Raw genomic sequence first — 24,121 nt, 5'->3', positions numbered from 1 at the left:
GCCGCGGCCCCCACGGCGAAGGCCCCCACAGCGAAGACCGAGGCAGCGAAGGCCGGAGGCAGCCCTCCGCCGAGCGGCGATCGGCGTTCCGACGACCCCCTCTCGGCAAGGGCTTGCCACCACTGTCGTGTTTACGCAAACATACGGTGGCAGCCTTTTCCGCCGAAGCGCGCCGCACCACCCGCGCGTCCTCTTCAGCACAGGAGCACCAGCAGATGTCCGTTCTTCAGATCGACGACGGCGGATTCCGACTCGACGGCGAACCCTTCCGGCTCCTGTCCGGCGGAGTGCACTACTTCCGGGTCCACCCCGCGCAGTGGGCCGACCGGCTGCACAAGGCCCGCCTGATGGGGCTCAACACCGTCGAGACATACGTCCCCTGGAACCTCCACCAGCCGCGACCGGACCGCTTCCGCATGGACGGCGAACTCGATCTGCCCGCCTTCCTCGACCTCGCGGCGGCCGAGGGCCTCCACGTCCTGCTCCGCCCCGGTCCCTACATCTGCGCCGAGTGGGAGGGCGGCGGCATTCCCTCCTGGCTGCTGGCCGACCCCGACATCCGGCTGCGCAGCCGCGACCCCCGCTTCCTCGCCGCGGCCGACGACTACTTCACCCGGCTGCTCACCCCGCTCCGGCCCTATCTCTCCACGCGGGGCGGACCGGTACTCGCGGTGCAGGTGGAGAACGAGTACGGGGCGTACGGCGACGACACCGCCTACCTGGAGCACCTCGCCGGCTCGCTCCGCCGGTGCGGCGTCGACGTACCGCTGTTCACCTGCGACCAGCCCTCCGACCTGGAGCGCGGCGCGCTGCCCGGGGTCCTCGCGACGGCCAACTTCGGCAGCCGCTCCGCCCAGAACCTCGCTTCCCTGCGCGCGCACCAGGAGACCGGCCCGCTGCTGTCCACGGAGTTCTGGATCGGCTGGTTCGACCGCTGGGGCGGTCACCACGTGGTCCGTGACCCGGACCGGGCGGCGCAGGAGCTGGACCAGGTACTGGCCTCGGGCGCCTCGGTCAACTTCTACATGTTCCACGGCGGTACGAACTTCGGTTTCACCAACGGCGCGAACGACAAGGGCACCTACCGGCCGACCGTCACCTCCTACGACTACGACGCGCCGCTCGACGAAGCGGGCGACCCCACCGAGAAGTTCGCCGCCTTCCGCGAGGTCATCGCCAAGTACGCGACGGTCCCGGCGGAGCCCGTTCCCGCGCGCGCGGACAAACTCTCGCCGGCCACCGTGGCGTTGCAGGAGAGTGTCGGCCTGTTCGCGTGCGCTCCGGTCCTCGGCGACGCCGTCGAGTCCCGGACTCCGCTGACCATGGAGCAGCTCGGTCAGGACTTCGGGTTCGTCCTCTACGAAACGGTGCTGCCGGCCGCCGGACCGGTTCTTCTCGAACTGGAGCGGGTCCGCGACCGTGCCCAGGTCTGCCTCGACGGCCGGCCGGTCGGCGTCCTGGAGCGGGAGAACCACGAGCACGCCCTCGCCTTCACGGTGCCCCGCGCGGGCTCCGTCCTCAGCCTGCTCGTCGAGAATCAGGGGCGCGTCAACTACGGCACCGGCATCCACGACCGCAAGGGCCTGCCCGGCAGGGTCACCCTGGACGGCGAGGAACTCGTCGGCTGGACCAACCGGCCGCTGCCGCTCGCCTCGCTCGACGCCCTGGACTTCGCTCCCACCACGACCGCGCCGACAGGTCCGGCCTTCCACCGCGGCACCTTCGAACTCACCGGGACGGCGGACACCTTCCTCCACCTCGACGGCTGGACCAAGGGCAACGTGTGGATCAACGGATTCGCGCTCGGCCGGTACTGGTCCCGAGGTCCCCAGCGGTCCTTGTACGTCCCCGCCCCCGCGCTGCGCCAGGGCACCAACGACATCGTCGTACTCGAACTCCACGCCGCGCACCGAGCCCGTACCGTCGACTTCCGGGAGACGCACGACCTCGGCCCCACCGAGGAGTAGGAGTAGCACCGGCGTCCGGCACGAGTACCGGAAGATGGCCGGGCACCAGCAAACGGCCGGGCACCGACCCGGAGTCGATGCCCGGCCGTTCGGTGTCATCCCCGCTTGAGCCGCCGGTTCGTACCGCCGTCGCAGCTGTACTGGAGCACGGCCGCGCCGTCGGCGGTCGAGCCGCCGCCCGCGTCCTGGCACTTCCCGCCGTGCCGGAGTGCCGACGGCTTCCCGGTGTCGGCGGCGGCACCGGGGAAGGTCCAGGACTGGTTGCCGCCCGTCGTGGGCCGGTACACCCCGACGGGAGCTCCGTCATGCGTGGCGGCTCCGGTGACGTCGAGGAGTTCGCCGGTGGCCCTGTTGATCAGGGTGGTGTGGCCGTCGCCCGTGGTGGAGCGGATCCACTGCTGCCGGGTGGCGGACCCGGGGGCCGCGAAGGCGAGGGCGCCCCCCGCTGCCGAGAGCGCCTTGCCGGTCTTGACGTTGGTGACACGGTACGCGGCGGTGTTGCCCCAGTCGGCCGAGGCGGACTTGGTGAAGGTCCACCGCTGAGCGGCGTCGGCGGGGTCGGACGTCTTCTGCACCGGCGTGCTCGTCCCGTCGACCGTGGCGGCCGTGAGCGCCATACCGCTGTTGTCGTTGACCAGTTGGCGCGGTGCGCCGGTGGGGGCCGTGGTGGCGGCGGTGTTCACGCCGGTGGCTCCCGGCAGGACGAACGTCGTGACGGAACCGGCCCCGACGGTCGCCTTCAAGGTCTTGCCCGTCGCCGTCAGGTCGCTCCCGCGCCGGAGGTTCCTGGTGGCGTCGGTGGTGTAGCGCTCGACGGGGGCCCCGCCGACGGTCCGGAATCCGCTCAGGTCGAGGGTGAGGTCCTGGTCCGCGCCGGTGGTGTTGGTGTGGACGACGACGGTGCCTTGTCCCGACGGGCGCAGTGCGGCCAGTGTGTGGGTGTCGTCGGTGTTGATGACGCGGGCGCCCGGGCGGACGAAGCGGCTGTAGTTGGCCATCGCCCAGTACTTCTTGTTCTTGCGCAGCGGCTCGGTCGCCGCGTCGGCCGGAGTGAAGTCCGTCTGGATCAGGCCCCAGTTGGAGTTCTCGTGGGCCGGAGTCATGTTCTCGTAGTCCTCGACGGCCTGCCACAGCACCCAGGCCCGGGGTTCCAGCTCCCTGATGTCGTCGCTGATGCGGCCGGCCAGGTCCAGGGCGGGGCTCATGTCGGTGAAGCTCTGCGGGACGCTGCCGCCGAGGTCCACTTCGGACATCCACAGCGGAGTGGCCTCGCCCTTGGCGATGTCCCGCACCCCGGTGCGGCCGTTCGTCCCGTACGTGTGAGTGTTGAGCCGGCCGACGGAGTCCCGGACGTCGGGGGCGTACGCCTCCCAGTTCGTACGGAACAGCCCCGGGTTCGTCTCGTCCATCGCCGCGATCCGGGTGGTCGCCCCCTTCGCGTCGAGGGCCGTACGGAGTGCGGAGATCATGCGGGCCTGCGAGTCCGGGCCCCAGTGCGAGCCCTCCTGACCACCACCGGCGCGCCAGTAGCCGGTGTTCGGCTCGTTGACCGGCGAGACGGAGTCGAACTTCACGCCGGTGGCGTCCTGGGCGCGCTGGAGGGCGCCCGACAGATAGGCGGCGAACCTGTCGTACTGGTCCGAGCGGAGATTGTCCTGCGAGCCGTCCGCGGCGCCGGAGACGAGCCCGCTGTTGGTCATGAAGTACGGCGCGGAGTTGGAGAACGCCTCGAAGGTCCGGGCGCCGCGTGCCTTGGCCGCGGTGAGCCACCAGCGCTGGTTGGCGTCGGCCTTCGGGTTCCAGTGGCCGGCGTCGGCCGGGTCCCACCAGTCGGGGGTCTCCGGTCCCGGCCGGTTCCAGTACCCGGGTATCGCCGCTCCGGCGCGCATATAGGGAGTGGTCTCGGGACTGTCGCCGCCGCCGATGTTGTAGCGGGCGATGGTGAAGCCGAGCCCGTTCGCGCCGTAGAGGTCGTCCGCCAGCCGGTTCCGCTGGGCTTCGGGCCATCCGCCGGTGACGTTGGCGAACCAGGCGAGGGCGGTGCCCCATCCCTCGAAGGCGGGCTGCTGGTAACTGGGGTCGAGGCGGATCGTCAGCGATCCGGCCGAGGTGTCGGCCGCCGTTGCCTGAGGTGCGGTGAGACCGGCCACGACGAGGACGGCCACGGCGCCGGTGGAGGCGAGGAGCACAGCGGGGCGGCGGGCGCCGGAGCGGTGGCGAGGGCGGGGTGCGGAGGGCGTACGAGTGGAACTCACGTAGTGCTCCCTGGTGATGGGGGGCGTGAAGTGCGGTGGTCCGACCGATCGCGGGGTACGGGACGCCGTGCTGCCGGGATGGACGACGGCGGCCCCCGCGCGCGGCCGGCTGCGTGGCACGCCGATGACGTGCCACGCGGGGGTCCGGCTCCGGTCAGACGGCCGAGCGGCTCCACTTCTGGTTGTCGCCGTTGTTGCAGGTCCACTGCTCCAGGGCGGTGCCGTCGGCGGTCGACTGGTTCACCACGTCCAGGCACTTGCCGCTGTGGCGGGCGACGATCCGGACGTGGCCCGCGGTGTCCGTCGACTGGATCGTCCACTGCTGGGACGTCCGGCCGTCACAGGTGTTCTGCACGGCGAACGCGCCGTCCGCGGCCGAAGCACCCTTGATGTCGAGGCACTTGCCGCTGTGCCTGGCCATGATCTGGACATGGCCGGTGCCGAGCTTCTTGAACCAGAAGTTCTGGTTGACGCCCCAGCCGCAGCCCCACTGGACCAGCTGCGCCGCGTCACCCATGTCGAAGTTGGCCACATCGGCGCACTTGCCGCTGTTGCGGGCCGTCAGCGTCTCCCAGGCCACCTTCATGCCGTCGACGGTCCCGGTCGCGGTGTCCACGGTGATGGTCGGGGAGTAGTCCATGGTCATGGTGGTGCTGGTGGGGAACTTCAGCGGCAGCCAGACGTACTGGGAATCGTTGACCGTACCGCCCATGGAGTTGCCCCAGCGGTCACCCATGTAGAGGTAGCTCGTGCCCTTGGTTCCCTGGACCGGGAGCACGAAGGCGGTCTGGGTGCGGTAGGTGGAGGAATCCCCGATGTCCGTCAGACCGCTCCACGTACCCGTGACGCTGGTGGCGGTCCCGTACTTCTGCTGGTTCGGCGACCACCCCGTAGCACCGGAAGTCAGCAGGAAGTAGACGCCGTTGCGCTTGAACATGGCCGGTGCCTCGCGCCACTGGCCCGCCCAGAGCTTCTGGACCTGGGACTCCACGGCCGTGTAGTCCGGAGTCAGCTTGTACACGTGCAGGTCCGCGTTCTCGTTCGCCGCCGAGATCATGTATCCCGAGCCGTCGGTGTCCACGAAGGTGGTGATGTCACGGGACATGTGGCCGAGCGGGCGGAAACTGCCGCGCCACGTGTAGTCGCCGTCCACCGTGGAGGAGACGGCGACCGCGGCACGGGCCTCGGAGTAGTCGGTGGCGCTTTCCTTGTGCATCCACATCACGAACTGGCCGGTGGCGCTGTTGTACATGACCTTGGGGCGCTCGATGTTGGCGGACCGGAGCTCCGGGTCGGTGGCCTGGGTCAGGACGTGGTTGCGGAACTCCCACGTCCTGAGGTCGGTGGAACGGTAGGCGGAGACGTACCGGAAGGTGTTGTCGGCGTTCCGGTCCTCACCGAACCAGTAGTAGTACTGGCCCACCTTGACGACCCCGCCACCGTGGGCGTGCACGGGGTTGCCGTTCGGATCGCTGAACTGGGTGGCGTTGGTGATGGCGACCGGGGCCGCTTGAGCGGTGCCGATCCCGCTGAGGAGGGCCAGCAGGAGGGCGGACAGGACGGTGAGGATTCTCGCCGTACCAGGGAATTGGCGTCGCATGATGACGTACCTCTTGACTGTCTGCGGACAGGGGGGAGTTCGCGCATGGGGCGCGGACATGGCCAATCGGTGGTGAGGCGCGCAGTCGTGCCGTGCCCCGCGCCGGGAGCGGCCCGGGTGGAGCGGGTCCGGGTGGAGCGGGTCCGGTACGCGTCGGAGGATGCACGGCGTGTTAAGGCAGCGAATCACTCCCGTTATGTTTGCGTTAACACCTGCGCTTCGGTGAGAGTGTGGAAGCACCCCGGGGGCCTGTCAAGGATTCGGACAGGAACTCCCACCGGTTTGACCGTCAGTCGTGTTTGCGCCAACATGCACATGCGGTCATACGCCGCTATATGTGCGCCCTTCCAGGGCTTCCGGGGTTCGAGGACGGCTGCATGACGACGGAGAAGAAGACCCGGTCGCCACGCTCCCGGCCGCCCAGGCAATGGCCTTCCATGGCGGACGTCGCGGCGTTGGCCGGAGTGTCCTCGCAGACCGTCTCACGCGTGGCCAACCACCGGGCGAACGTCGACGCGACCACCCGCGAGAAGGTGCTGGCCGCGATGCGGACCCTCGGATACCGCCCCAACACCGCGGCCCGCGCGCTGGTGACGGGCAGATTCGGCGCCCTGGGTGTCGTCAGCTTCGACATGGGCGCGCACGGCAACGCACGGACGCTCGGCGCCATCGCCGACGCCGCGCGCGAGGCCGACTTCTCCGTGAACTTCATGGGCGTACGGGCTCAGACCGAGGCCGCGGTGCAGCAGGCGTTCCAGCATCTGATGCTTCAGTCCGTCGACGGCATCGTGCTGGTCGAGTCGCAGATGCTCGACACCCCCTCGCTGCATCTGCCGCCCACGATGCCGGTCGTCGTCGCCGACGGCGACGCCGGGCACCGCTATCCGAACGTCGACTTCGACCAGGCGCTCGGCGCCCGCAGCGCGGTCACCCACCTGCTGGAACTCGGCCACCGTACTGTCTGGCACCTGGCCGGCCCCGGCGACTCCTTCGCCGCCCGCCGCCGGGCCGAGTCCTGGCGGTCCACGCTCCAGGCCGTCGGCGCACCGGTACCGCCGGTGCGGCACGGGGACTGGACGGCGGAGTCCGGGTACCGGGCCGGTCGCGAGCTGGCCGGACGCCCGGACGTGACCGCGGTCTTCGCGGCCAACGACCAGATGGCGCTCGGGCTCATGCGCGCGCTGCACGAAGCCGGTCGTGACGTGCCCGGGGAGGTCAGCGTGGTCGGCTTCGACGACATCGCCGAGTCGGCGTTCTTCGAGCCGCCCCTGACCACGGTGCACCAGGACTTCGACCTGGTGGGCCGGCACTGCGTCACCCTCCTGCTGGACCAGATCGACGGCAGGGCCGAGGGGCCGCGCCGACTGGCCGTGGAACCCGCTCTCACCGTTCGCTCCAGTACCGCGCCACCCGGAGCCGGTCGCATGGTCTGACCGGGGGGCACCTGCCCGACTCCTGGTGACCGGGCTCAGTGGGCCGGGACGGCCCGGGTCCGGTGTGCCGGACCCGTATCCGTGTCCGTGTCCGTGTCCGTGTCCGTGTCCGTGTCCGTGTCCGCAACGTTCCGCCCGGCCCGCCGCGCCCTTCGGGCGTACGGCGGAGCTTCGCGGACACGGCCTCGGCCACCTCCGGCCCGCGACTCCCCCGTCCCTCGACGCGTGCGGTTCCTCGACGCGTTCGATCGCTCAACACGTCCGGTTCCTCAACGCGTGCGGTTCCTCAACGCGTGCGATCGCTCGACACGTCCGGTCCCTCAACGCGTCCGGGCCGCTTCCGACGGGCACGGCCCGGTGCTCGCGCGGACGACGAGCCGGGTCGGCACGAGCTGCGCGCCGCCCTCGACGCTCTCGCCGCGCAGCTCCCTCAGGATGGCGTCGACGCACAGCTCCCCCACCCTGGCGAAGTCCTGATGCACCGTGGTCAGCGGCGGGATGAACGCGGCGCTCTCGGCGATGTCGTCGAAGCCGACGACGCTCACCTCCTCGGGCACCCGGCGTCCGCGCTCGTGGAGGGCCCGCAGCACGCCGAGAGCCATCTGATCGTTCGCCACGAAGACCGCGGTGCAACCGGGCTCGTCCGCCAGCCGAAGACCCGCCCGATAACCGGATTCGGGGGCCCAGTCGCCCCGCAACAAGGCCGGCACCTCGCGCCCCTCCTCGCGCAGCGCCGCCTCCCACGCGTCCGCGCGGCGGCCCGCGGCGAACGACTCCTCGGGGCCCGCCACGTGCCATACCGTGCGGTGGCCGAGTTCCAGGAGGTGCCGCACGGCCGTACGGGCACCCTGGTGCTGATCCGTATCCACCACATGGAACCGGTCACCGGCGTCCGAGTCCACGACGACGACCTTCACGTGGGGCGGCAGTGTCAGCGATGCCGCGTCCAGCAGGTGAACTTCCATGATCAGGACGACCGCGTCGACCGCGAGCTCGTCGAGCCGCGTGAAGGCCCCCTTGACGTTGTCCTGCGTCGGGGCGTCGAGCGGGATCAGCGTGACCGCGTACCCCGCGCCCGACGCGTACTTCGCGATGGCCTCCAGGGTCCGCACATTGCCCGTACTGGAGAGGCTCATGGTGATGACGCCGATGGTCCGGAAGTCGCCGCGCTTGAGCGCGCGGGCAGCGCTGTTGGGCCGGTAGCCCAGTTCCCGCATGGCATCCAGCACCTTCTGCCGGGTCTTCTCGATGACGGCCGGGTCCCCGTTGGACACCCGGGAGACCGTCTGCGACGAGACGCCCGCGGCGCTCGCGACGTCGGCCATCGATACGCGGGCCCGCCTGCCTGCGGCGGCTTGCCGACCCTTGCCGCCGAGTGTCCGCGCGCGACCTGCGGTGTCCTTCTCCGTCACCGAATTCCCTTCCATTGACTGCCACTCCGTGCTTGACGACCCCCAGCGAGAGTGTCACCATCACGCTACCGATGATTACGTAAACATTTCTTGTCGGCCCCGCCCCGACACAGCCGCCTCCGGCCTTCGGGCGCCCTCTCCTCGTCACACAGACCGGCCGGTCACCGACCCAAGGAACCCCCATCATGACGCTCCTGCAGACGCCGGCGAAGGCAGTTGCACCACCCCGCCCACGAGCCTCCCTCCGCCTCCGCAGGGAAGCGCTCATGGGGTGGGGATTCGCCGGTCCGTTCGTCGCGGTCTTCGGGCTCGTCTTCCTCGCTCCGATCGGGTACGCGCTCTACCTCAGCCTCTTCCACGACCGGCTCATCGGCGGGAACTCCTTCGTCGGACTGGCCAACTACCGCCAGGCGCTGACCGATCCGCAATTCTGGGAGGGCCTGGCCAGGGTCGGGCTCTTCCTGGCCGTCCAGGTGCCGGTCATGCTGGGCATCGCCCTCCTCGTGGCACTCGCCATCGACAGCGGCCGGCTCTACGGCAGGGCCTTCTTCCGCGTCGCGATCTTCCTGCCGTACGCCGTCCCCGCCGTGGTCGCCAGCCTGATGTGGGGCTTCATCTACGGAACCCGGTTCGGTCTGGTCGGCAATATCAACGACGCCTTGGGCGTCACCCTTCCCGACCCGCTCTCCCCGTCCCTCGTGCTCGCCTCCATCGGCAACATCGTCACCTGGGAGTTCGTCGGGTACAACATGCTGATCTTCTACTCGGCGCTGAAGGTCGTACCCCGCTCGCTCTACGAAGCGGCCTCGATCGACGGCGCCGGGGAGTGGCGGATCATCACCGCGGTCAAACTGCCCGCCATCCGGGGCGCCCTGGTCATCGCGACGATCTTCTCGGTCATCGGCAGCTTCCAGCTCTTCAACGAGCCGAGCATCCTGCAGAAGCTCGCCCCGAACGCGATCACGAGCGACTTCACCCCCAACCTGTACACCTACTCGCTGTCCTTCGCGGGCCAGCAGCACAACTACGCGGCGACCGTGGCGATCGTGATGGGCGTCATCACCGCGATCATCGCCTACACCGTCCAACTGCGCGGCATGCGGAAGGCCTGAGCCATGACCACGAACCTCGCCGATGTCCCCTCGAACGCCGCTGACCCCGCGCACCGAACACCCTCCGCGCACGCGTCCCGCACCACCCGCACCACCCGCGCGCCCCGCACCACCCGCGCGCCCGGCCTGCGAACGCCCCGCCGCCCCCACACTCCGCTCAGCCCCCGTCGCAGCATCCCGCTGACGCTTCTGACCGGGCTGGCCCTCGTCTACGCGCTGCTTCCTCTCATCTGGCTCGTCATCAACGCGACCAAGGACGAGAAGGGCCTGCTCGACTCCTTCGGCCTGTGGTTCGGCGAGGACTTCAACCTCTGGGACAACATCTCCCGCACCCTGACCTACGACGACGGCGTCTTCGTCCGCTGGCTGCTCAACACCCTGTTGTACGTCGCCGCGGGCGCGGGCGGCGCCACACTCCTCGCCGTCCTGGGCGGATACGCGCTCGCCAAGTTCAGCTTCCCCGGCCGCCGCGCCGTGTTCGCGGTCGTCATCGGAGCCGCGGCCGTGCCCGGTACGGCCCTCGCGGTGCCGACGTTCCTGATGTTCAGCAACCTGGGGCTGACCAACACCCCGTGGGCCGTCATCATCCCGTCCCTCATCTCGCCGTTCGGGCTCTATCTGATGTGGGTGTTCGCCTCCGAGGCGGTACCCGCCGAACTCCTCGAAGCGGCCCGCATCGACGGCTCCGGCGAACTGCGCACCTTCTTCCGTATCGCGCTGCCGCTCCTCATGCCGGGAATCGTCACCGTACTGATCTTCTCCATGGTCGCGACCTGGAACAACTACTTCCTGCCCCTGATCATGATCAAGGACCCGGACTGGTATCCGCTCACCCTCGGGCTGAACGCGTGGAACTCCCAGGCCCAGACCGCCGGCGGCGACGCGGTCTTCGACCTCATCATCACCGGCTCCCTGCTCACGATCGTGCCGATCGTGGTGATCTTCCTCCTGCTCCAGCGGTACTGGCAGTCCGGCCTGGCCGCGGGCAGCGTCAAGGAATGACCGCCCCACGCCTCCCCACGCCTCCCGTCTCCCCCCACCCCCACTCCTGCCCTCCTCTTCCTCGAACACCGAACCAGGAGCACCACGCATGAGGACGAACAGCACCCTGCGGCTTCTCGCCGCCGCCGCCATGGCCTGTGCCATCACGGTCGGCGCGACCGCCTGTGGCTCTTCCGACCCGGCCGCCGACGGCGGCGGAGGGAAGAAGGACGTCAAGTCCGCGCTGGAGAAGGGCGGCAAAGTGACGGTGTGGGCCTGGGAACCCACTCTGAAGAAGGTGGCCGCCGACTTCGAGAAGAAGTACCCCCAGGTCGACATCGAGATCGTCAACGCGGGCACCGGTGACAAGCAGTACACCGCTCTGCAGAACGCCATCGCCGCAGGCTCCGGGGCCCCCGACGTGGCCCAGATCGAGTACTACGCCGTCGGCCAGTTCGCCATCGGCAAGTCCATCGAGGACCTGGCCCCCTACGGCGCCGCCGACCACGACAAGAGCTTCACCACCGGCCCCTGGAGCGCGGTGAAGTACGACAAGGCCGTCTACGCCCTCCCCATGGACTCCGGCCCCATGGCGCTGTTCTACAACAAGAAGGTCTTCGACAAGCACGGCATCGCTGTCCCCACCACGTGGGACGAGTACGTCGAGGCGGCGCGCACCCTGCACAAGGCCGACCCCAAGATCTTCATCGCCAACGACACCGGCGACGCGGGAGCGACCACCAGCCTCATCTGGCAGGCCGGAGGCCGCCCCTACAGGACCGAGAACACCGACGTCACGATCGACTTCTCGGACGCCGGCACCAAGACCTACACCGACACCTGGCAGAAGCTGCTCGACGAGGACCTCCTCTCGCCGGTCAGCTCCTGGAGCGACGAGTGGTACAAGGGCCTCGCCGACGGCTCCATCGCCACCCTGGCCATCGGCGCGTGGATGCCCGCCAACTTCACCTCGGGTGTGGCCTCCGCGTCCGGTGACTGGCGGGCGGCCCCGCTGCCGCAGTGGGCCAAGGGCGAGACGGCGAGCGCCGAGAACGGCGGCAGCTCCCTCGCCGTACCGAAGGCGGCCAAGAACAAGGAACTGGCCTATGCCTTCACGGAGTACGCGACCACAGGCGACGGCGCCACGTCCCGGATCGCCGAGGGCGCATTCCCCGCGACCCGCGCCGACCTGGAGTCGAAGGCGTTCCTGGAGGCCCAGTTCCCGTACTTCGGCGGTCAGCGGGCCAACAAGATCTTCGCCGACTCGGCCCGCGACGTCGGCACGGACTGGTCGTACCTGCCCTACCAGGTGTACGCGAACTCCGTCTTCAACGACACCGTCGGCAAGGCGTACGTCTCCTCGACCACCCTGTCCCAGGGCCTGGACGCCTGGCAGAAGTCGAGCGTCAAGTACGGCACCGACCAGGGCTTCAGCGTCAACAAGTAGCCACCGGCCCTCGGACCCGCACGCAGTGCACGCTTCCGCCGCCGCGGGTGGCGGAAGCGGCCACGTGAACGGTGACGGCACCACCATGCCGTCCGAGCGACGAAATATGCGGACTTCCCTTCGCTATGCGCAATATTCCCGACCTCACTAGATTTCGCCTGCTCTGATACGTAACGCGCTTGATGTCCCCACACGCTGACCGGGCGCTCCCCCATCGGCGGTCGCCCTCCGTACAAAGGAGATCCAGATGTCCCGCACGTCCCGCCGTCGCATAGCCGCCGCCACCGGTCTGCTGCTCACGCTCGGCCTGAGCACCGCGTGTTCCTCGGGCCAGGAGGCCGCCGGAGACGACCCGGTCACCGAGGTGGACGGCAGGATCTCCCTCACCTACCTGCAGAAGCAGGGGGATCAGGAGTACTTCGTGGGCGAGGCCGCCGGTGCCAAGGCCAAGGCCGACGAGCTCGGCATCGATCTCAAGGTGGTCAACCTCGGCAACGACGCCAACAAGACGGTCGGCGAAGTACAGTCCGCCATCGCCCAGAAGACCAACGGCATCATCATCGTCGTCCCCGACCCCGCCGTGGGCCCCCAGGTCGTCCGGACCGCCAAGGACGGCAAGGTCGCACTGCTCACGTCCGACGACCAGATCTGCACCACCGGCCCCGACGTGGACGACTGTGCCAAGGGCGACCTCGTGCCCCGGATCGGCTTCAGCGGGGAGCAGATGGGCACGGAGGTCGGCAAGCGCGCGGCCGAGGAGTTCCTGACGGCGGGCTGGAAGGCGGCGGACACCCGGATCATCTCCGCCTGGAAGCAGGACGTCACCGTCTGCGGCGACCGGGTCGAGGCCGCCAAGAAGTCCTTCGACGCCGAAGCCCCCGGCGTCGAGCTGATCGACGTGCCCACCGACAACACACCGACGGGCGCCCAGGACAAGGTGGCCGCGACGATCACCGCCCACCCGAAGGTGAAGAACTGGGTGGTGTGGGGCTGCAACGACGAGAACGTCATGGGCGGCGTGACCGCGCTGGAGAACGCCGGAGTGAAGCCGCGGAACGTCATCGGGGTCGGACTCGGCGCCTACCTGGCGTGCAAGGAGTGGAGCACGGACGAGCCCACCGGCATGCGGGCCGCCCTGTTCATCAACGGCAAGGACGTCGGCGCGCTGGCCGTGCAGACCATGTACGACAAGCTCAAGAAGGGCAAGGACTTCCCCGCCGAGGGCTTCGCCCCGACCACCATGGTCGACCGCGCCACCTGGAAGTCGTCCGGCGTCACCTGCGGCTGACGCGCTCCGGCCGGTGGGTGCCGCACAGCCGGCACCCACCGGCCTCGCGAGCCGTCGGCCACCCCTACCCCACGCCTTCGAGGTGAAGCGACCCATGACCCACGTGCCCAGCCCCACCGCCGAGCCAGGCCCCTCGGGCGAGCACCATGAACCCGCGGCCACGACCGGCTCCGTCGGCGTACACGGAATCACCAAGCGATTCGGCGCGGTACGGGCTCTCGGTGGAGTCACCCTCGACTTCCCCGCGGGCCGGGTAACCGCCCTGATGGGTGAGAACGGTGCCGGAAAGTCCACCCTGCTGAAGATCCTCACCGGTGACCATCCGCCGAGCGAGGGACACATCTCCATCGACGGCGAACGCGCCGAGTTCGGTTCACCCGGGGCCGCGCGCTCGGCGGGCATCCGGATCATCCCGCAGGAACCGGAGGTCATTCCGCATGTCTCCGTCGCCGAGAACGTCTACGCGGGAGCACTCCCGCGCAAGCGCGGCCGGGTACTGGACCGGGCGGAACTGGACCGCCGGATCGAGGCGGACCTGGAGCGGCTCGGCTTCGCCGACGTCCTCGACCCCCGCCTCCTCGGCTCCCAGCTCACACCCGCGCAGCGCCAACTGGTGGAGATCATGCGGGCCCTGACCGGTGAGGTACGGGCAAAGGTGATCGCGTTCGACGAGCCGACCTCGTCCCTCGCCGAGCACGAGGCGGAAGCTCTCTTCGCCCTCATCCGGCGCCTTCGCGACGCGGGCATCGCCATCGTCTACGTCTCCCACCGCATGCGGGAGATCTTTCAACTGGCGGACCGGATCGCGGTGTTGCGTGACGGCGCCCTGGTCGGGGTCCAGGCGGCGCACGCGACGAGCGAGGGCGAACTCGTCCGTCTCATGGTCGGCCGGGACCTGTCCAGCATGTTCGTCCGCGACCGCGTGGCCACCGACCGGCTGGTGCTGGACATCAGGAACGTCACCACCGACGACGTGCGGGACATCTCGCTGCAGGTCCACGCCGGCGAAATCGTCGGTCTCGCCGGGCTCATCGGGGCCGGGCGCTCCGAACTCGCCCTCGCCCTCGCCGGTGACCGTCCGGTTCGCAGCGGCAGCGTCACGCTCGACGGGGCGCTTCTGCGCAGTGGACGTCCCGGCGACGTGATCCGGGCCGGGCTCGGACTCGCGCCCGAGGAACGCAAGGCCCAGGCGCTTTTTCTGCGACGGTCCGTCAGGGACAACATCTCCCTCGTGGTGCTGAACCGTTTGCGTCGCTTCCGTTTCATTCGGCGGTCCGCCGAGCGTGAGCTGGCCCAGCGGTACACCGACCGGCTCCGGGTGCGCACGCCGTCGATCAGCCACGAAGTGGGCACGCTGTCGGGCGGCAACCAGCAAAAGGTCGTACTGGCACGGTGGCTGGCCCGTAAACCGAAGCTGCTGATCCTGGACGAACCGACGCGCGGTATCGATGTCGGTGCCAAGTCGGAGATCTACCGGATCATCGCCGAACTGGCCGAGGACGGCGTCGCCCTGCTGGTGATCTCCTCCGAACTCCCCGAACTGCTCGGCCTCGCGGACCGTGTCGTCGTCATGCAGGGCGGCCGGATCACCGGCGAACTCAGCCACGACGACGCCGACGAAGAGTCCATTCTCACCCTCGCCATGGCCGACGACATCGTCGGCGCCGCCCCGGGAGCCACGTCATGACCTTCACCAGCACTCCTTCCCCCGCCGTACAGGAACCGGCGGGTGACGGCCGCAGGTCCGCCGGGCCGAGGCTCGTCGCCGGCCTCGGCGGCCAGAACATCAGCCTCATCGGCGCCCTCGTAGCCGTACTGGCCCTGTTCGGCGCCCTGAACGAGAACTACCTGAGCCTGTCCAACATGCAGGTCATCGCCGAGGCGGCGACCATCACCGGGCTGCTCGCGATCGTCCAGACCGTGGTCATCATCTGCGGCGGACTGGACATATCCGTGGGTTCGCAGGTCGGTGTCGCCTCTGTGGTGAGCGCGATGGCCTTCACCGGTTCCGGGTCCAACGCGTACATCGGCATGGCCGCCGCGGTGGGCGTCGGCGTCCTGGTCGGACTGCTCAACGGTCTGGTCATCGTCTACGGCCGGGTCAACCCCACCATCGCCACCCTGGCGGGTCTCGCCGCCTACAAGGGCCTCGCCCAACTGCTGTCCGACGGCCGGGCCCAGGGCTACGTCCTCAACAACGAGGTGTTCGTCTTCCTGGGCCGCGGCAAGATCACCGGCCTGCCGGTCATGGTCTGGATCCTGATCGTCGTCGCCCTCGCCGTGCACGTGCTCCTCACGTACACGGACATCGGACGCAACATCTACGCCATCGGCGGCAACGACACCGCGGCCCGCCTCGCGGGCATCAACATCAACAAGTACCTCGTCGCCGTCTACGCCCTCATCGGCGTGGTCGCCGCCGTCGCCGGCATCCTGCTCACCGCCCGCACCGGCTCCGGTCAGCCCACCTCCGGCAGCGAGGGCCTGGAACTCAAGGCCATCACCGCCGCCGCACTCGGCGGCTGCGCCCTGAAGGGCGGCAAGGGCGGCATCGGCGGCACCCTGCTGGCAGTCGCCCTGCTCGGCGCCCTGGAGAACGGCCTCACCGTCGAGGGCATCAACACGTTCTGGCAGAACGTCGCCCAGGGCGCCCTGCTCGTAGTGGCGGTCGTCATCCAGCAGCGCCGCAACGGCGCACGGGCCGTCGGGCTGCCCCACTGACCGGTTCCGCGTACGCGGAACCGACCGCAAGATTCTCTCGATGGCGGCACCACCGGTGCGCCCCGGGGACCCGATGCCGGATTCGTACCGGCCGTCCCAGGTCCAGGCGTGGCCCTGTTCGCCGCCGCCATCACAGGTTCCGGTGTCTCACTGATTGTCCATCAGGTGGACGCCGCGCGGCGCGTGCTTGGGACGCTTTGCACCGCTGTCCCGCCCCTGCACATCGGTCAGCGCGGCGGCCGCCGCCCGAAGCCGGTGCCCGCGCTACGCCTCCACGTAGCCCTCGGTCCACTCGTCCTCGTCGAGGACGGACTCCTGGATGTAGAAGCAGTTGGGTTCGTCGGCGAACCCGGGGAGCCGGCGGGCTCGTTCGATACGCCCGCGCGCGGCTTCGCGGCTCGAATAGGTGCCGAGGTGTTTGACGTCGTCACCGGCCTCCTCATCGGACCAGAAGTCGTCAGGTTCGGTGAAGTGGCTTGTCGCGCCGTTCTCTTCGGCGAGGTGGTGCACATGCCACAGCAGGTAGACCGTGGTGATTCCAGTCATCCTTTTGACGCCTTTCGTTCTGTTGTCACGTGTGAGGGGGACCCGGTCCCCCTCACACGTGACGAACGATACGGAGAGGGCCCGGGCCCCTGGTCGGCCGGTTGGGTCTGCGGAACTCAGAGCCGGCGGCGGTCGAGCGTCGTCAGTTCCGGGACAGGTACTTCCGCACCTTGTGGTAGATCGATCCCGGCCCCTTCTTGTACGGCGGGCGGTATCCGCCGTGCTTCATCACCCGGTCCGTCGCGCGGTCCAGCGACTCACCGGAGTGCCTGCGCTGGCCCTTCGCGAAGTCAGGGACGTCGTTGCCCTTGGCCTTGCCGGATTTCCTGGCCTCCCGCCACGGGGTTTTGACCTTGCGAATGGCCCAGGCCTTCCCGTACCACCAGATGAGTCCGATGATGGCGAGCGCCGTTCCGGCGCTCACTCCGAGTCCGGCGGCGCCCACGAGGGCCAGTGCGGCCATCCGCCCATCGAGGTCGACCATGTTGACAAGGTCGCCGCACACGTAGTCGTAGGCGTTGCAGCTGCCGCCCGTCACCGGGTCCGTCTGAAGGAAACGGCCGGTGGCCGGGTCGTACAGGCGGGCGTCCATGAGAGTGAGGCCGGTGAGGGTCTCGCTGGAACGCTGCTCCTCGCCGAGCCATCCGTAACGCGATGGCGCCTGTCCGGCACGCGGGTTTCCGTACTCGTCCGCGTCCAGCACGGTCGGAGCCTGGGAGGTGTCGGCCGGCAGGGCGAGGGTGATATCGCCGTGCGGGTTGGCCAACAGCAGGACCGTGCCGCCGGACTTGGCGGTGGTGGCGGCGGGATTGCCGTCGAGGCCGCTCACGTTGCGGGTGAGGGCTCCACCGGCGTTGTTCTCGACGATCCACCGCGGGCTGTCGGAGTCGGAGTCGTAGTGGTTGGTCTTCGCCTCGGTCTGGCTCCACGTGCCCGCGTTGTTGGTCTCCTTCGTCCAGGACCGGAACCGCATGTTGGAGTCCAGTGACCAGGTCTGGCGCTGGTTTCCGGCGGTCTGCTGCTGGGCGAGGTCGTTCGCGAAGTACGCGAGTGAGGACCCGGGCAGGGCGGTGGTGCGGCCGAAGGCGTCGTAGGTGTGACCGGAGTTCACCTGGCGGTCGGCGCTGCCGTAGCTGTAGGAGGTGGTGGTACCGCCGGTGGTGGTGCAGTCGGCGTTGACCGCCGCGGTGGCGGAGGCCAGCGTCTTGCGGTTGGAGTTCTTGTCGAAGGTGTAGGAGCGGGTCGCGCAGACGGCGTCGGTGCTCGTGTCCTGCACCCGGGTCAGCCGACCGGCCTTGTCGTAGGCGTAGGACTGGGAAGCCGTGACACCGGGGGTACCGGCGTGACCGGCGACCTGTCCCTGGACCGTGGATGTGACGCTGTCGGACACCAGTACGGTGCCGTCGCTGTCACGCGTGTAGGTGCGGGTGACGGGAATTCCCGCCGGATCCTGCTCCTGCCTCATGGTGAAGCCGCCCGGCAGACCCTGGCTGACCATGGTGCCGTCGGCGTCGTAGCGCGCGGTGAGCGTGCCCGCGACCGAGTCCGCGACCGACGTGGCAAGGCCCCGGGGGTCGACGGCTGTGTCGTAGGTGTAGGTGGTGGTCGACGGCACGCTGTCGGTGACCTTGGCGGGCCGGTCCAGCGCATCGTACTGGGTCGAGGGCATCCCTCCCGACCGGCCGAGCAGGTGGTGGCGGTCCGCAGGGATGCCTGATGCGGCTCTCAGTCGTCCCAGGGGTACGCCCCCTCCTCAGCGAGGCGCTCTTCCTCCCTGTCGTGCAGGAAGCGCGCGTGCGGGACACCCACGAGAGACGTGTCGCTGATCGGGCATCGGACGAAGTCCCCCCGCAGCAACCTGACGAGGAATCCGACCATTCCGCAGTTGTACGCGGTCCAGGCCGCGTCACCTCGCGCCCACACGGCGAGGGGCCAGGCGTCGGGATCGGGCCCGGAGGTGATCCAGCCGAGCACGTCGGAGCTGTCCGTCTCCCCCCACACCAGGATCCGATCGAGCCCGTGAGCCTCTGCGCGGGGCTCGGTCCACCGCTGGTGGTCCGGGTCGGACTTCAGCGGGTCGGACAGCGGAGCGACCCGTCTGACCATCGGGTCGGAGGTCACGACCGGGATCAAGGTGGCGATGCGCCCTTCGATGGTTCCGCAGCCGAAGAGACGCACGAACTCCTTGTAGTCCGAGGGGAATTCCGTCCCGTAGGCGGATTCAACCGTCGCCCAGTCCACCACATCTCCGGCCCCTCCCTCGAAGGGGGCCATCAGGCTCGACAGTTCCGCAATTCCCTCTGTCATTTCACATACCCTTCCGGAACCGCTCGGCCGAGGTTCTGAAAACGACCACTCGTCACGCCGTACATGGCCCGGCCGCCGCGTCCGGGGCGAACGTCAGCGGCGCCTCCGTGGACCTGGTCTGCCAGCCCGGGCCCTCGCCTCTCCCGCTCATGGTGCGTGGACCGGCGTCCTCGGCGGGCACGAGGGAGGAGTCGGTCTTCTGCCATGTTCCTTTCCTGGTACGGAAGTTGACCGGCTCGTTGTAGAAGCGGTGGTGTAGGTCCCGTCGTCGTCGAGGAAGGTGGCCTCGCGCTCCTTGCGCGCGCTCTCCACCTCGACACTGCGTTCGGCATCGAATCCGGCGGGGGCCACCGGGTCGGGCGGGTCCACCTCCACCACCGGCCCCGGGTCGGGCAGCACCACTTCGCGTTCTTCCGGCCGCCGCTCGACCGGACCTCCGTCGAGAGGAAGTTCACCCGGTGCGGCCACGGGCTCGCCGCGCCCGCCGGCGTCCGTGGCGTCGGTGGGGGCCCGGTGGCTGCGCCCGTCGGCTGAGCCCCATTCCTGGTCAGGGGCCTCCCCCGTGGGGACGCGCACAGCATCCGTGTGGTCGAACGCGACCGCGGAGTGCTCCGTGCCCACCAGCCCCGTCAGCACCAGAGCAACAGCGAAAACGACCGGACGCAACGCACGCACAGAGAACTCCCCCGCAGACCACCAGAACATGAGAGTTCTACGAGAAGGGGTTCCGCTTGAACAAGATCTTCGAGTTTTTTGTGATGATCGTGTGATCATTGGACATTTTCTAGGAGTTGCGTTCTGCGACCCCGTCCGTGATCCGGTCGAGCCCGTAGAGGTCGGCGACACACCCGCCGGGCCAGTACCGGCGCCCGCCTTCGCTGAACGGCTCCAGCATCTGGCTGATCACCAGGCGCTCGTACGGCAGGACCCGCCTCCCGGCCTCCGCCCCCTCGTGCAGTGGGGTCGGGACGTCGCGGCCGATCTGAACGCCACCCCCGAGGGGGAGATCCCGCGACGGGCAGACACCTATTTCGCCCGGGAGATGAAGTGAGGATCGCCGCTCGGGACTTCGTCTCCGCCCACGCCGAGATGTTCGACATCAAGCGGATATGTCGGGTGCTGGAAGCCTCCCGATCGGGCTACTACCGGTGGATCGCCGACGCCCACGCGCCGGCCGTCCGACGCCGAGGACGCCCTGGTCGAGGAGATCCGCGAAATCCATGCCGAACACCTCGGGAGCTACGGCGCGCTGCGAGTCCGCGCCGAACTGCGCGGCTTCGGCCACACGGTCAACCGCAAGCGGGTGGCCAGGCTGATGCGCAAGCACGGCATCATCGGCCGCCACCTACGGAAGGAGAAGCGCACCACGATCCTGGACGTATGGCGCCGCCGGTGGCGGACCTGATCCAGCGGGACTTCACCGCCGGCGCTCTGGACGAGAAGTGGTGCGGCATCCGCAGGAGCATGGGCCGGGTCGGCTCGAGCTTCGACAACGCCCTGGCCGAGAGCTTCCGGCAGGGCCGGAACCGAGAAACGATGTACGGGAAACTGTTCGTGACGATGCGACATGCGAGGCTGGGGATCTTCCGGTGGCTCACCTACTACAACGCCCGCCGACGCCACAGCGCACTCGTCCGCCTCTCCCCCGATGGAGTTCGAACAGAAGCACCGCAAGACAGCTGAGTTCACACTCGCAGCATGAACCCCTGTGTCCACACTCCGGGGGACACCTCACTCGCCGCCGCCACCTGCGCCGCGCTCACCGCCCACCTGCCGGAACTTGCCCCGCGCGCTGCCGACATCATCGACTACCTCGCCCAGTACTACGGCGTAGAAATCTGACAGCCCCCACACCCTTGGTCCCTCCGGCGAAGTCGACGTCACCGTGCTGACGGCCCCGCCGTACGCCGCCGAAATACAGGAGGATCGGCTCGCCGAACTGATAGGCCCCGCCCGTGCCCCTCGATCTGTACGACCTTACGAGTTGGTCGCCGTTGGTTGCCGCCGGCTTAAGTAGGTTGATCCACGGGACGACCGACGGGACAGCAGAGCATGCGGACAGTCATGTACGGGAATCGCCCCTGTGTGAGCGGAGGGCAGAGGAACGCCGTCGGCAGGCCGGGGTCGGACGCAAGCACGCGCTGGTGCTCACCGATCGTGTGCCCATCCCGCCTAATCCATCTGCGCACGGCGTACTCGCCGAACCGTACGGTTTAGACCCTTCCACCGTTACCGAGGCCATCGGCGAGGTCCGTGGGCGGCATCGATGCTACTCAGACAGGGCCGCCCGCCTGAGCAGCCGCGGGAGCACTCATAACCCTCCCACAGACACGGCTCCACCAAACAGCCCAGGTCAGGGCTCGTCTTCGATGTGCGGGGACCAGCGTTCGCCGCACCCCCGTGCAGCGTCCGCTGCACGGAAAGCGCCCCCAGAGAACGCGTTTCCCCAGGTCAGAACGATTCTGCCTGGGGACGCTCGGTGGGGCGGGTGGGACTCGAACCCACGGCCGACGGATTATGAGTCCGCTGCTCTAACCGGCTGAGCTACCGCCCCGTTTCGGCGTGGCGCGTACATGTGTGCGCACCGTCTGCCGCAGCATAGCCGGTCATACGATCTCTCGCTTCGGATGGTCGACTTCGCCTGATCATGAGGACCGCGCTGCGTGCTGCCCGGTTCCAGGTGAGGCGAAGCAGACCCGAAAGTGTCACTTCCGGGTCCCGCGAGCGCCGGGTGCGGGCACACGAAAAAGGACCCCGAGGGGTCCTCTTCCGTTCCGCTCCCCCGACTGGACTCGAACCAGTAACCCTCCGGTTAACAGCCGAATGCTCTGCCAATTGAGCTACAGGGGATCGCGCTCCCCCGACTGGACTCGAACCAGTAACCTGCCGGTTAACAGCCGGCTGCTCTGCCAATTGAGCTACAGGGGATTGCTGCGTTGCCTCGAATCGTACCTACCTGGCGGCTGCCGGGCGGCGCGCGTTCGCTGCGACACATACATTAGCGCAAGCAGGGGGGTGCTCCGCCAATCGGTATCGCCCCGGGTGATCTCGGGTGCGCGCGGGTAGGCGGCCTGCACACGTCGCACGGAGCGAAGGAAGGGTGGCAGCCATGCGGTACCGGCTCACGTTCATCGCCGGACTGGCCCTCGGTTACGTGCTCGGCACGCGAGCCGGGCGCGAGCGTTATGAGCAGTTGAAGAAGTCCGCACGTCAGTTCGCCGAGAACCCCGCGGTGCGGAACGCCGCCGAGTCCGCGGCGAGCAGCGGCCGGGACTTCGCGGGCAAGGCGTACCACTCGGTGAGCGAGAAGGTCGGGGACAGGGTGCCCGCGTCGGTGGCCGAGCGGGTCAGGTCACTGCGGGAGCGCAGCGGCCTGAACGGCGCGGAGGACGACTGGGGCACCACCAACACCTGAAGATCCGGGGCCTGGACCGGTGCCGGTCGGCGCCGGTTGCGGGAAAGGTCCCGGGGTGCGGCAGAATCTGCGTATGGGCATAGTCGCCGGCTTGGACAGTTCTTCCGCCTTCACTCACATCGTCGTCTGTGACACGGACACGGGCGCCGTGCTGCGGCAGGGGTACGCCGCGCATCCGGTCGAGGCGAAAGCCTCCGAGGTCGATCCGCAGGCATGGCTGCTCTCACTCGGTGAGGCGGCCTCCGGCGGTCTGCTCGAAGGGGTGCAGGCCATCGGCGTGTCCGCGCAGCAGCACGGGCTCGTCCCCCTGGACCACCAGGGCAATCTCGTCCGTCCGGCGCTGCTCGGCAACGACCGGCGGGCGCAGGTCGCCGCGGCCGATCTGATCGACGGGCTCGGCGGGCGGCAGGCCTGGGCCGAGGCGGTCGGGGCCGTACCGCAGGCCGCTCAACCGGTGGCGAAGCTGCGCTGGCTGGCGCGGGCCGAGCCGGAGAACGCCCAGCGCGTCGCCGCCGTCGCGCAGCCGCACGACTGGCTGGTGTGGCAGCTGCTGGGCCGGCCGGCCCGGCGAACCACCGACCGGGGCGCCGCGTCCGGGACCGGCTACTGGTCGGCGGGGACCGGTTCGTACCGGCCCGATCTGGTCGAGCTGGCGCTGGGACATCAGGCGGCGCTCCCCGAGGTGCTCGGCCCCGCCGACTCCGCCGGGACCACACCGGAGGGGCTGCTGATCTCGGCGGGGACCGGCGAGACGATGGCCGCGGCGTTCGGGCTCGGGGTCGCGGTGGGCGATGCGGTGGTGTCGCTGGGGGCCTCCGGGTCCGTGATGGCGGTGCACCACGAGGCGCTGGCCGACCCGACCGGGATGATCACGTCGTTCGCCGATGCCACCGGGATGCATCTGCCGGTGGTGCACACCTCGAACGCGGTACGCGCGCTGCGCGGGACCGCGGAGATGCTGGGTGTGGACGGGCTGGAGGAGCTGTCGGCGCTGGCGCTGAAGTCGACTCCGGGAGCCTCGGGGCTGGTGCTGCTGCCGTATCTGGAGGGTGAGCGCACCCCGCAGCTGCCGCACACCGCGGGGACGCTGTCCGGGCTGCGGCGCGAGGCGATGAAGCCGGAGCATCTGGCGCGGGCGGCGTTCGAGGGGATGCTGTGCTCGCTGGCCGACGCGCTGGACGTGCTGCGCGGGCGCGGTGTGGAGGTACGGCGGGTGTTCCTGCTGGGGGCGGCCGCCGAGCTGCCCGCCGTGCGGGCGCTGGCGCCCGCGGTGTTCGGTACCCAGGTGGTCGTCCCGCAGCCCGCCGAGTACGCGGCACTGGGTGCGGCGCGGCAGGCGGCGTGGGCGCTCGGGGTCTCCCAGGGGACCCTCGATCCGCGCACTCCCCCGGCCTGGCAGGGTGCGGCGGCGCAGGTGCTGGAGCCGGGCGAGGAACTGGCGGAGGGCCGGGCGGTACGTCAGCAGTACGCGGCGACGCGCGATCAGATTCATCCCGGGGCGTTCGGGACCGGGGCCTCCGGAACCGGAGCGTCCGGGGCTGGAGCGTCCGGGGCCGGAGCGTCCGGGGCCGGAGCGTCCGGGGCCGACGCCGGTACGGGGGCCTGAGCGGGCCCCCGTCGGGCGCGGCAGGATTTTG

21 protein-coding genes and 3 tRNA genes are annotated in these 24,121 nt (G+C 69.4%); 13 read left to right on the top strand and 11 right to left on the bottom strand.

All coding sequences use genetic code 11. The features are described 5' to 3' along the window. Positions 1-215 precede the first annotated feature (215 nt). Positions 216-1,967 carry a beta-galactosidase family protein gene (locus tag OG413_RS19325; RefSeq protein WP_266807161.1) on the top strand — a complete coding sequence of 584 codons (1,752 nt, stop codon included), beginning with the start codon at positions 216-218 and terminating at the stop codon, positions 1,965-1,967. A gap of 95 nt (positions 1,968-2,062) precedes the next feature. Here the strand turns inward: OG413_RS19325 and OG413_RS19320 are convergent, their stop codons facing one another. Both OG413_RS19320 and OG413_RS19315 read right to left on the bottom strand, forming a co-directional pair. Continuing rightward, on the bottom strand, positions 2,063-4,222 hold the full coding sequence (locus tag OG413_RS19320; protein WP_266807160.1) for a glycoside hydrolase: 2,160 nt from the start codon (positions 4,220-4,222) through the stop codon (positions 2,063-2,065). Between the two features lie 154 nt (positions 4,223-4,376). Then, positions 4,377-5,822, bottom strand: a complete 1,446-nt coding sequence (locus OG413_RS19315) for an RICIN domain-containing protein (RefSeq protein WP_266807159.1) — start codon at positions 5,820-5,822, stop codon at positions 4,377-4,379. A 437-nt stretch (positions 5,823-6,259) separates the two neighbouring features. On the opposite strand from OG413_RS19315, the gene OG413_RS19310 reads away from it, so the two are divergent. Beyond that, complete coding sequence (locus tag OG413_RS19310; protein WP_266810244.1) at positions 6,260-7,255, top strand: LacI family DNA-binding transcriptional regulator; 996 nt, start codon at positions 6,260-6,262, stop codon at positions 7,253-7,255. A 320-nt stretch (positions 7,256-7,575) separates the two neighbouring features. Here the strand turns inward: OG413_RS19310 and OG413_RS19305 are convergent, their stop codons facing one another. Continuing rightward, entirely contained in the window at positions 7,576-8,580 is a 1,005-nt protein-coding gene (locus OG413_RS19305; RefSeq protein WP_266810242.1) for a LacI family DNA-binding transcriptional regulator, read from the bottom strand. Positions 8,581-8,852: 272 nt separating this feature from the next. Between OG413_RS19305 and OG413_RS19300 the strand changes: the two genes are divergently transcribed. The 6 genes from OG413_RS19300 (at position 8,853) to OG413_RS19275 (ending at position 16,216) form a co-directional block, all read left to right on the top strand. Further along, positions 8,853-9,779 (top strand): carbohydrate ABC transporter permease, encoded by a 927-nt coding sequence (locus tag OG413_RS19300; RefSeq protein ID WP_266807158.1) that lies wholly within the window; start codon positions 8,853-8,855, stop codon positions 9,777-9,779. Between the two features lie 3 nt (positions 9,780-9,782). Continuing rightward, positions 9,783-10,781: a carbohydrate ABC transporter permease gene (locus OG413_RS19295; protein ID WP_266807156.1), complete on the top strand. Its 999-nt coding sequence runs from the start codon at positions 9,783-9,785 to the stop codon at positions 10,779-10,781. 88 nt (positions 10,782-10,869) lie between these two features. Beyond that, complete coding sequence (locus tag OG413_RS19290) at positions 10,870-12,207, top strand: ABC transporter substrate-binding protein (RefSeq protein ID WP_266807154.1); 1,338 nt, start codon at positions 10,870-10,872, stop codon at positions 12,205-12,207. 247 nt (positions 12,208-12,454) lie between these two features. Further along, the gene (locus tag OG413_RS19285) at positions 12,455-13,495 is read left to right on the top strand and encodes a substrate-binding domain-containing protein (protein ID WP_266807152.1); all 1,041 of its coding nucleotides are present in this window, start codon (positions 12,455-12,457) and stop codon (positions 13,493-13,495) included. 94 nt (positions 13,496-13,589) lie between these two features. Continuing rightward, the gene (locus OG413_RS19280; protein ID WP_266807150.1) at positions 13,590-15,182 is read left to right on the top strand and encodes a sugar ABC transporter ATP-binding protein; all 1,593 of its coding nucleotides are present in this window, start codon (positions 13,590-13,592) and stop codon (positions 15,180-15,182) included. Further along, the gene (locus OG413_RS19275; protein ID WP_266807148.1) at positions 15,179-16,216 is read left to right on the top strand and encodes an ABC transporter permease; all 1,038 of its coding nucleotides are present in this window, start codon (positions 15,179-15,181) and stop codon (positions 16,214-16,216) included. Before OG413_RS19280 ends, OG413_RS19275 begins: the two co-directional genes overlap by 4 nt. A 264-nt stretch (positions 16,217-16,480) precedes the next feature. Here the strand turns inward: OG413_RS19275 and OG413_RS19270 are convergent, their stop codons facing one another. From OG413_RS19270 to OG413_RS19250, 5 genes are all read right to left on the bottom strand, one after another. Next, the gene (locus OG413_RS19270) at positions 16,481-16,762 is read right to left on the bottom strand and encodes a hypothetical protein (protein ID WP_266807146.1); all 282 of its coding nucleotides are present in this window, start codon (positions 16,760-16,762) and stop codon (positions 16,481-16,483) included. A gap of 142 nt (positions 16,763-16,904) precedes the next feature. Then, the gene (locus OG413_RS19265) at positions 16,905-18,431 is read right to left on the bottom strand and encodes an RHS repeat-associated core domain-containing protein (RefSeq protein WP_323137881.1); all 1,527 of its coding nucleotides are present in this window, start codon (positions 18,429-18,431) and stop codon (positions 16,905-16,907) included. Between the two features lie 56 nt (positions 18,432-18,487). Next, the gene (locus tag OG413_RS19260) at positions 18,488-19,069 is read right to left on the bottom strand and encodes a hypothetical protein (RefSeq protein WP_266807145.1); all 582 of its coding nucleotides are present in this window, start codon (positions 19,067-19,069) and stop codon (positions 18,488-18,490) included. 147 nt (positions 19,070-19,216) lie between these two features. Next, positions 19,217-19,744 carry a hypothetical protein gene (locus OG413_RS19255; RefSeq protein WP_266807144.1) on the bottom strand — a complete coding sequence of 176 codons (528 nt, stop codon included), beginning with the start codon at positions 19,742-19,744 and terminating at the stop codon, positions 19,217-19,219. 109 nt (positions 19,745-19,853) lie between these two features. Beyond that, positions 19,854-19,976, bottom strand: a complete 123-nt coding sequence (locus OG413_RS19250) for a hypothetical protein (RefSeq protein WP_266807143.1) — start codon at positions 19,974-19,976, stop codon at positions 19,854-19,856. A gap of 288 nt (positions 19,977-20,264) precedes the next feature. Between OG413_RS19250 and OG413_RS19245 the strand changes: the two genes are divergently transcribed. From OG413_RS19245 to OG413_RS19235, 3 genes are read left to right on the top strand one after another with little or no spacing between them, the layout of a single operon-like run. Continuing rightward, the gene (locus OG413_RS19245; protein WP_266810241.1) at positions 20,265-20,474 is read left to right on the top strand and encodes an IS3 family transposase; all 210 of its coding nucleotides are present in this window, start codon (positions 20,265-20,267) and stop codon (positions 20,472-20,474) included. Further along, positions 20,450-20,752, top strand: a complete 303-nt coding sequence (locus OG413_RS19240) for an integrase core domain-containing protein (protein WP_266807142.1) — start codon at positions 20,450-20,452, stop codon at positions 20,750-20,752. Before OG413_RS19245 ends, OG413_RS19240 begins: the two co-directional genes overlap by 25 nt. A 15-nt stretch (positions 20,753-20,767) precedes the next feature. Further along, complete coding sequence (locus OG413_RS19235; protein ID WP_266807141.1) at positions 20,768-20,911, top strand: hypothetical protein; 144 nt, start codon at positions 20,768-20,770, stop codon at positions 20,909-20,911. Between the two features lie 638 nt (positions 20,912-21,549). Here the strand turns inward: OG413_RS19235 and OG413_RS19230 are convergent. From OG413_RS19230 to OG413_RS19220, 3 genes are all read right to left on the bottom strand, one after another. After that, positions 21,550-21,623: transfer RNA gene (locus OG413_RS19230), tRNA-Ile, on the bottom strand. 223 nt (positions 21,624-21,846) lie between these two features. Continuing rightward, positions 21,847-21,919 (bottom strand) — tRNA-Asn (locus tag OG413_RS19225). A gap of 5 nt (positions 21,920-21,924) precedes the next feature. Further along, a tRNA-Asn gene (locus OG413_RS19220) sits at positions 21,925-21,997 on the bottom strand. 181 nt (positions 21,998-22,178) lie between these two features. On the opposite strand from OG413_RS19220, the gene OG413_RS19215 reads away from it, so the two are divergent. Together OG413_RS19215 and OG413_RS19210 are read left to right on the top strand one after the other, a co-directional pair. Then, a complete protein-coding gene (locus tag OG413_RS19215; protein WP_266807140.1) occupies positions 22,179-22,484 on the top strand; it encodes a YtxH domain-containing protein in 306 nt (101 codons plus the stop codon). Between the two features lie 73 nt (positions 22,485-22,557). After that, on the top strand, positions 22,558-24,090 hold the full coding sequence (locus OG413_RS19210) for an FGGY family carbohydrate kinase (protein ID WP_266807138.1): 1,533 nt from the start codon (positions 22,558-22,560) through the stop codon (positions 24,088-24,090). Positions 24,091-24,121 lie beyond the last annotated feature (31 nt).

The organism is Streptomyces sp. NBC_01433 (assembly GCF_026340105.1).
Lineage (GTDB): Bacteria > Actinomycetota > Actinomycetes > Streptomycetales > Streptomycetaceae > Streptomyces.
The sequence above is the reverse complement of the archived record's forward strand: the minus strand, read 5'-3'. Positions and strand labels throughout refer to the sequence as shown.

Coding starts and splice junctions, on each gene's coding strand:
- OG413_RS19285 (WP_266807152.1), top strand. CDS start 12,455: ATGTCCCGCACGTCCCGCCGTCGCATAGCCGCCGCCACCGGTCTGCTG.
- OG413_RS19290 (WP_266807154.1), top strand. CDS start 10,870: ATGAGGACGAACAGCACCCTGCGGCTTCTCGCCGCCGCCGCCATGGCC.
- OG413_RS19235 (WP_266807141.1), top strand. CDS start 20,768: ATGAACCCCTGTGTCCACACTCCGGGGGACACCTCACTCGCCGCCGCC.
- OG413_RS19300 (WP_266807158.1), top strand. CDS start 8,853: ATGACGCTCCTGCAGACGCCGGCGAAGGCAGTTGCACCACCCCGCCCA.
- OG413_RS19215 (WP_266807140.1), top strand. CDS start 22,179: ATGCGGTACCGGCTCACGTTCATCGCCGGACTGGCCCTCGGTTACGTG.
- OG413_RS19315 (WP_266807159.1), bottom strand. CDS start 5,822: ATGCGACGCCAATTCCCTGGTACGGCGAGAATCCTCACCGTCCTGTCC.
- OG413_RS19240 (WP_266807142.1), top strand. CDS start 20,450: ATGGCGCCGCCGGTGGCGGACCTGATCCAGCGGGACTTCACCGCCGGC.
- OG413_RS19305 (WP_266810242.1), bottom strand. CDS start 8,580: ATGGCCGACGTCGCGAGCGCCGCGGGCGTCTCGTCGCAGACGGTCTCC.
- OG413_RS19295 (WP_266807156.1), top strand. CDS start 9,783: ATGACCACGAACCTCGCCGATGTCCCCTCGAACGCCGCTGACCCCGCG.
- OG413_RS19260 (WP_266807145.1), bottom strand. CDS start 19,069: ATGACAGAGGGAATTGCGGAACTGTCGAGCCTGATGGCCCCCTTCGAG.
- OG413_RS19275 (WP_266807148.1), top strand. CDS start 15,179: ATGACCTTCACCAGCACTCCTTCCCCCGCCGTACAGGAACCGGCGGGT.
- OG413_RS19265 (WP_323137881.1), bottom strand. CDS start 18,431: ATGCCCTCGACCCAGTACGATGCGCTGGACCGGCCCGCCAAGGTCACC.
- OG413_RS19210 (WP_266807138.1), top strand. CDS start 22,558: ATGGGCATAGTCGCCGGCTTGGACAGTTCTTCCGCCTTCACTCACATC.
- OG413_RS19310 (WP_266810244.1), top strand. CDS start 6,260: ATGGCGGACGTCGCGGCGTTGGCCGGAGTGTCCTCGCAGACCGTCTCA.
- OG413_RS19325 (WP_266807161.1), top strand. CDS start 216: ATGTCCGTTCTTCAGATCGACGACGGCGGATTCCGACTCGACGGCGAA.
- OG413_RS19280 (WP_266807150.1), top strand. CDS start 13,590: ATGACCCACGTGCCCAGCCCCACCGCCGAGCCAGGCCCCTCGGGCGAG.
- OG413_RS19270 (WP_266807146.1), bottom strand. CDS start 16,762: ATGACTGGAATCACCACGGTCTACCTGCTGTGGCATGTGCACCACCTC.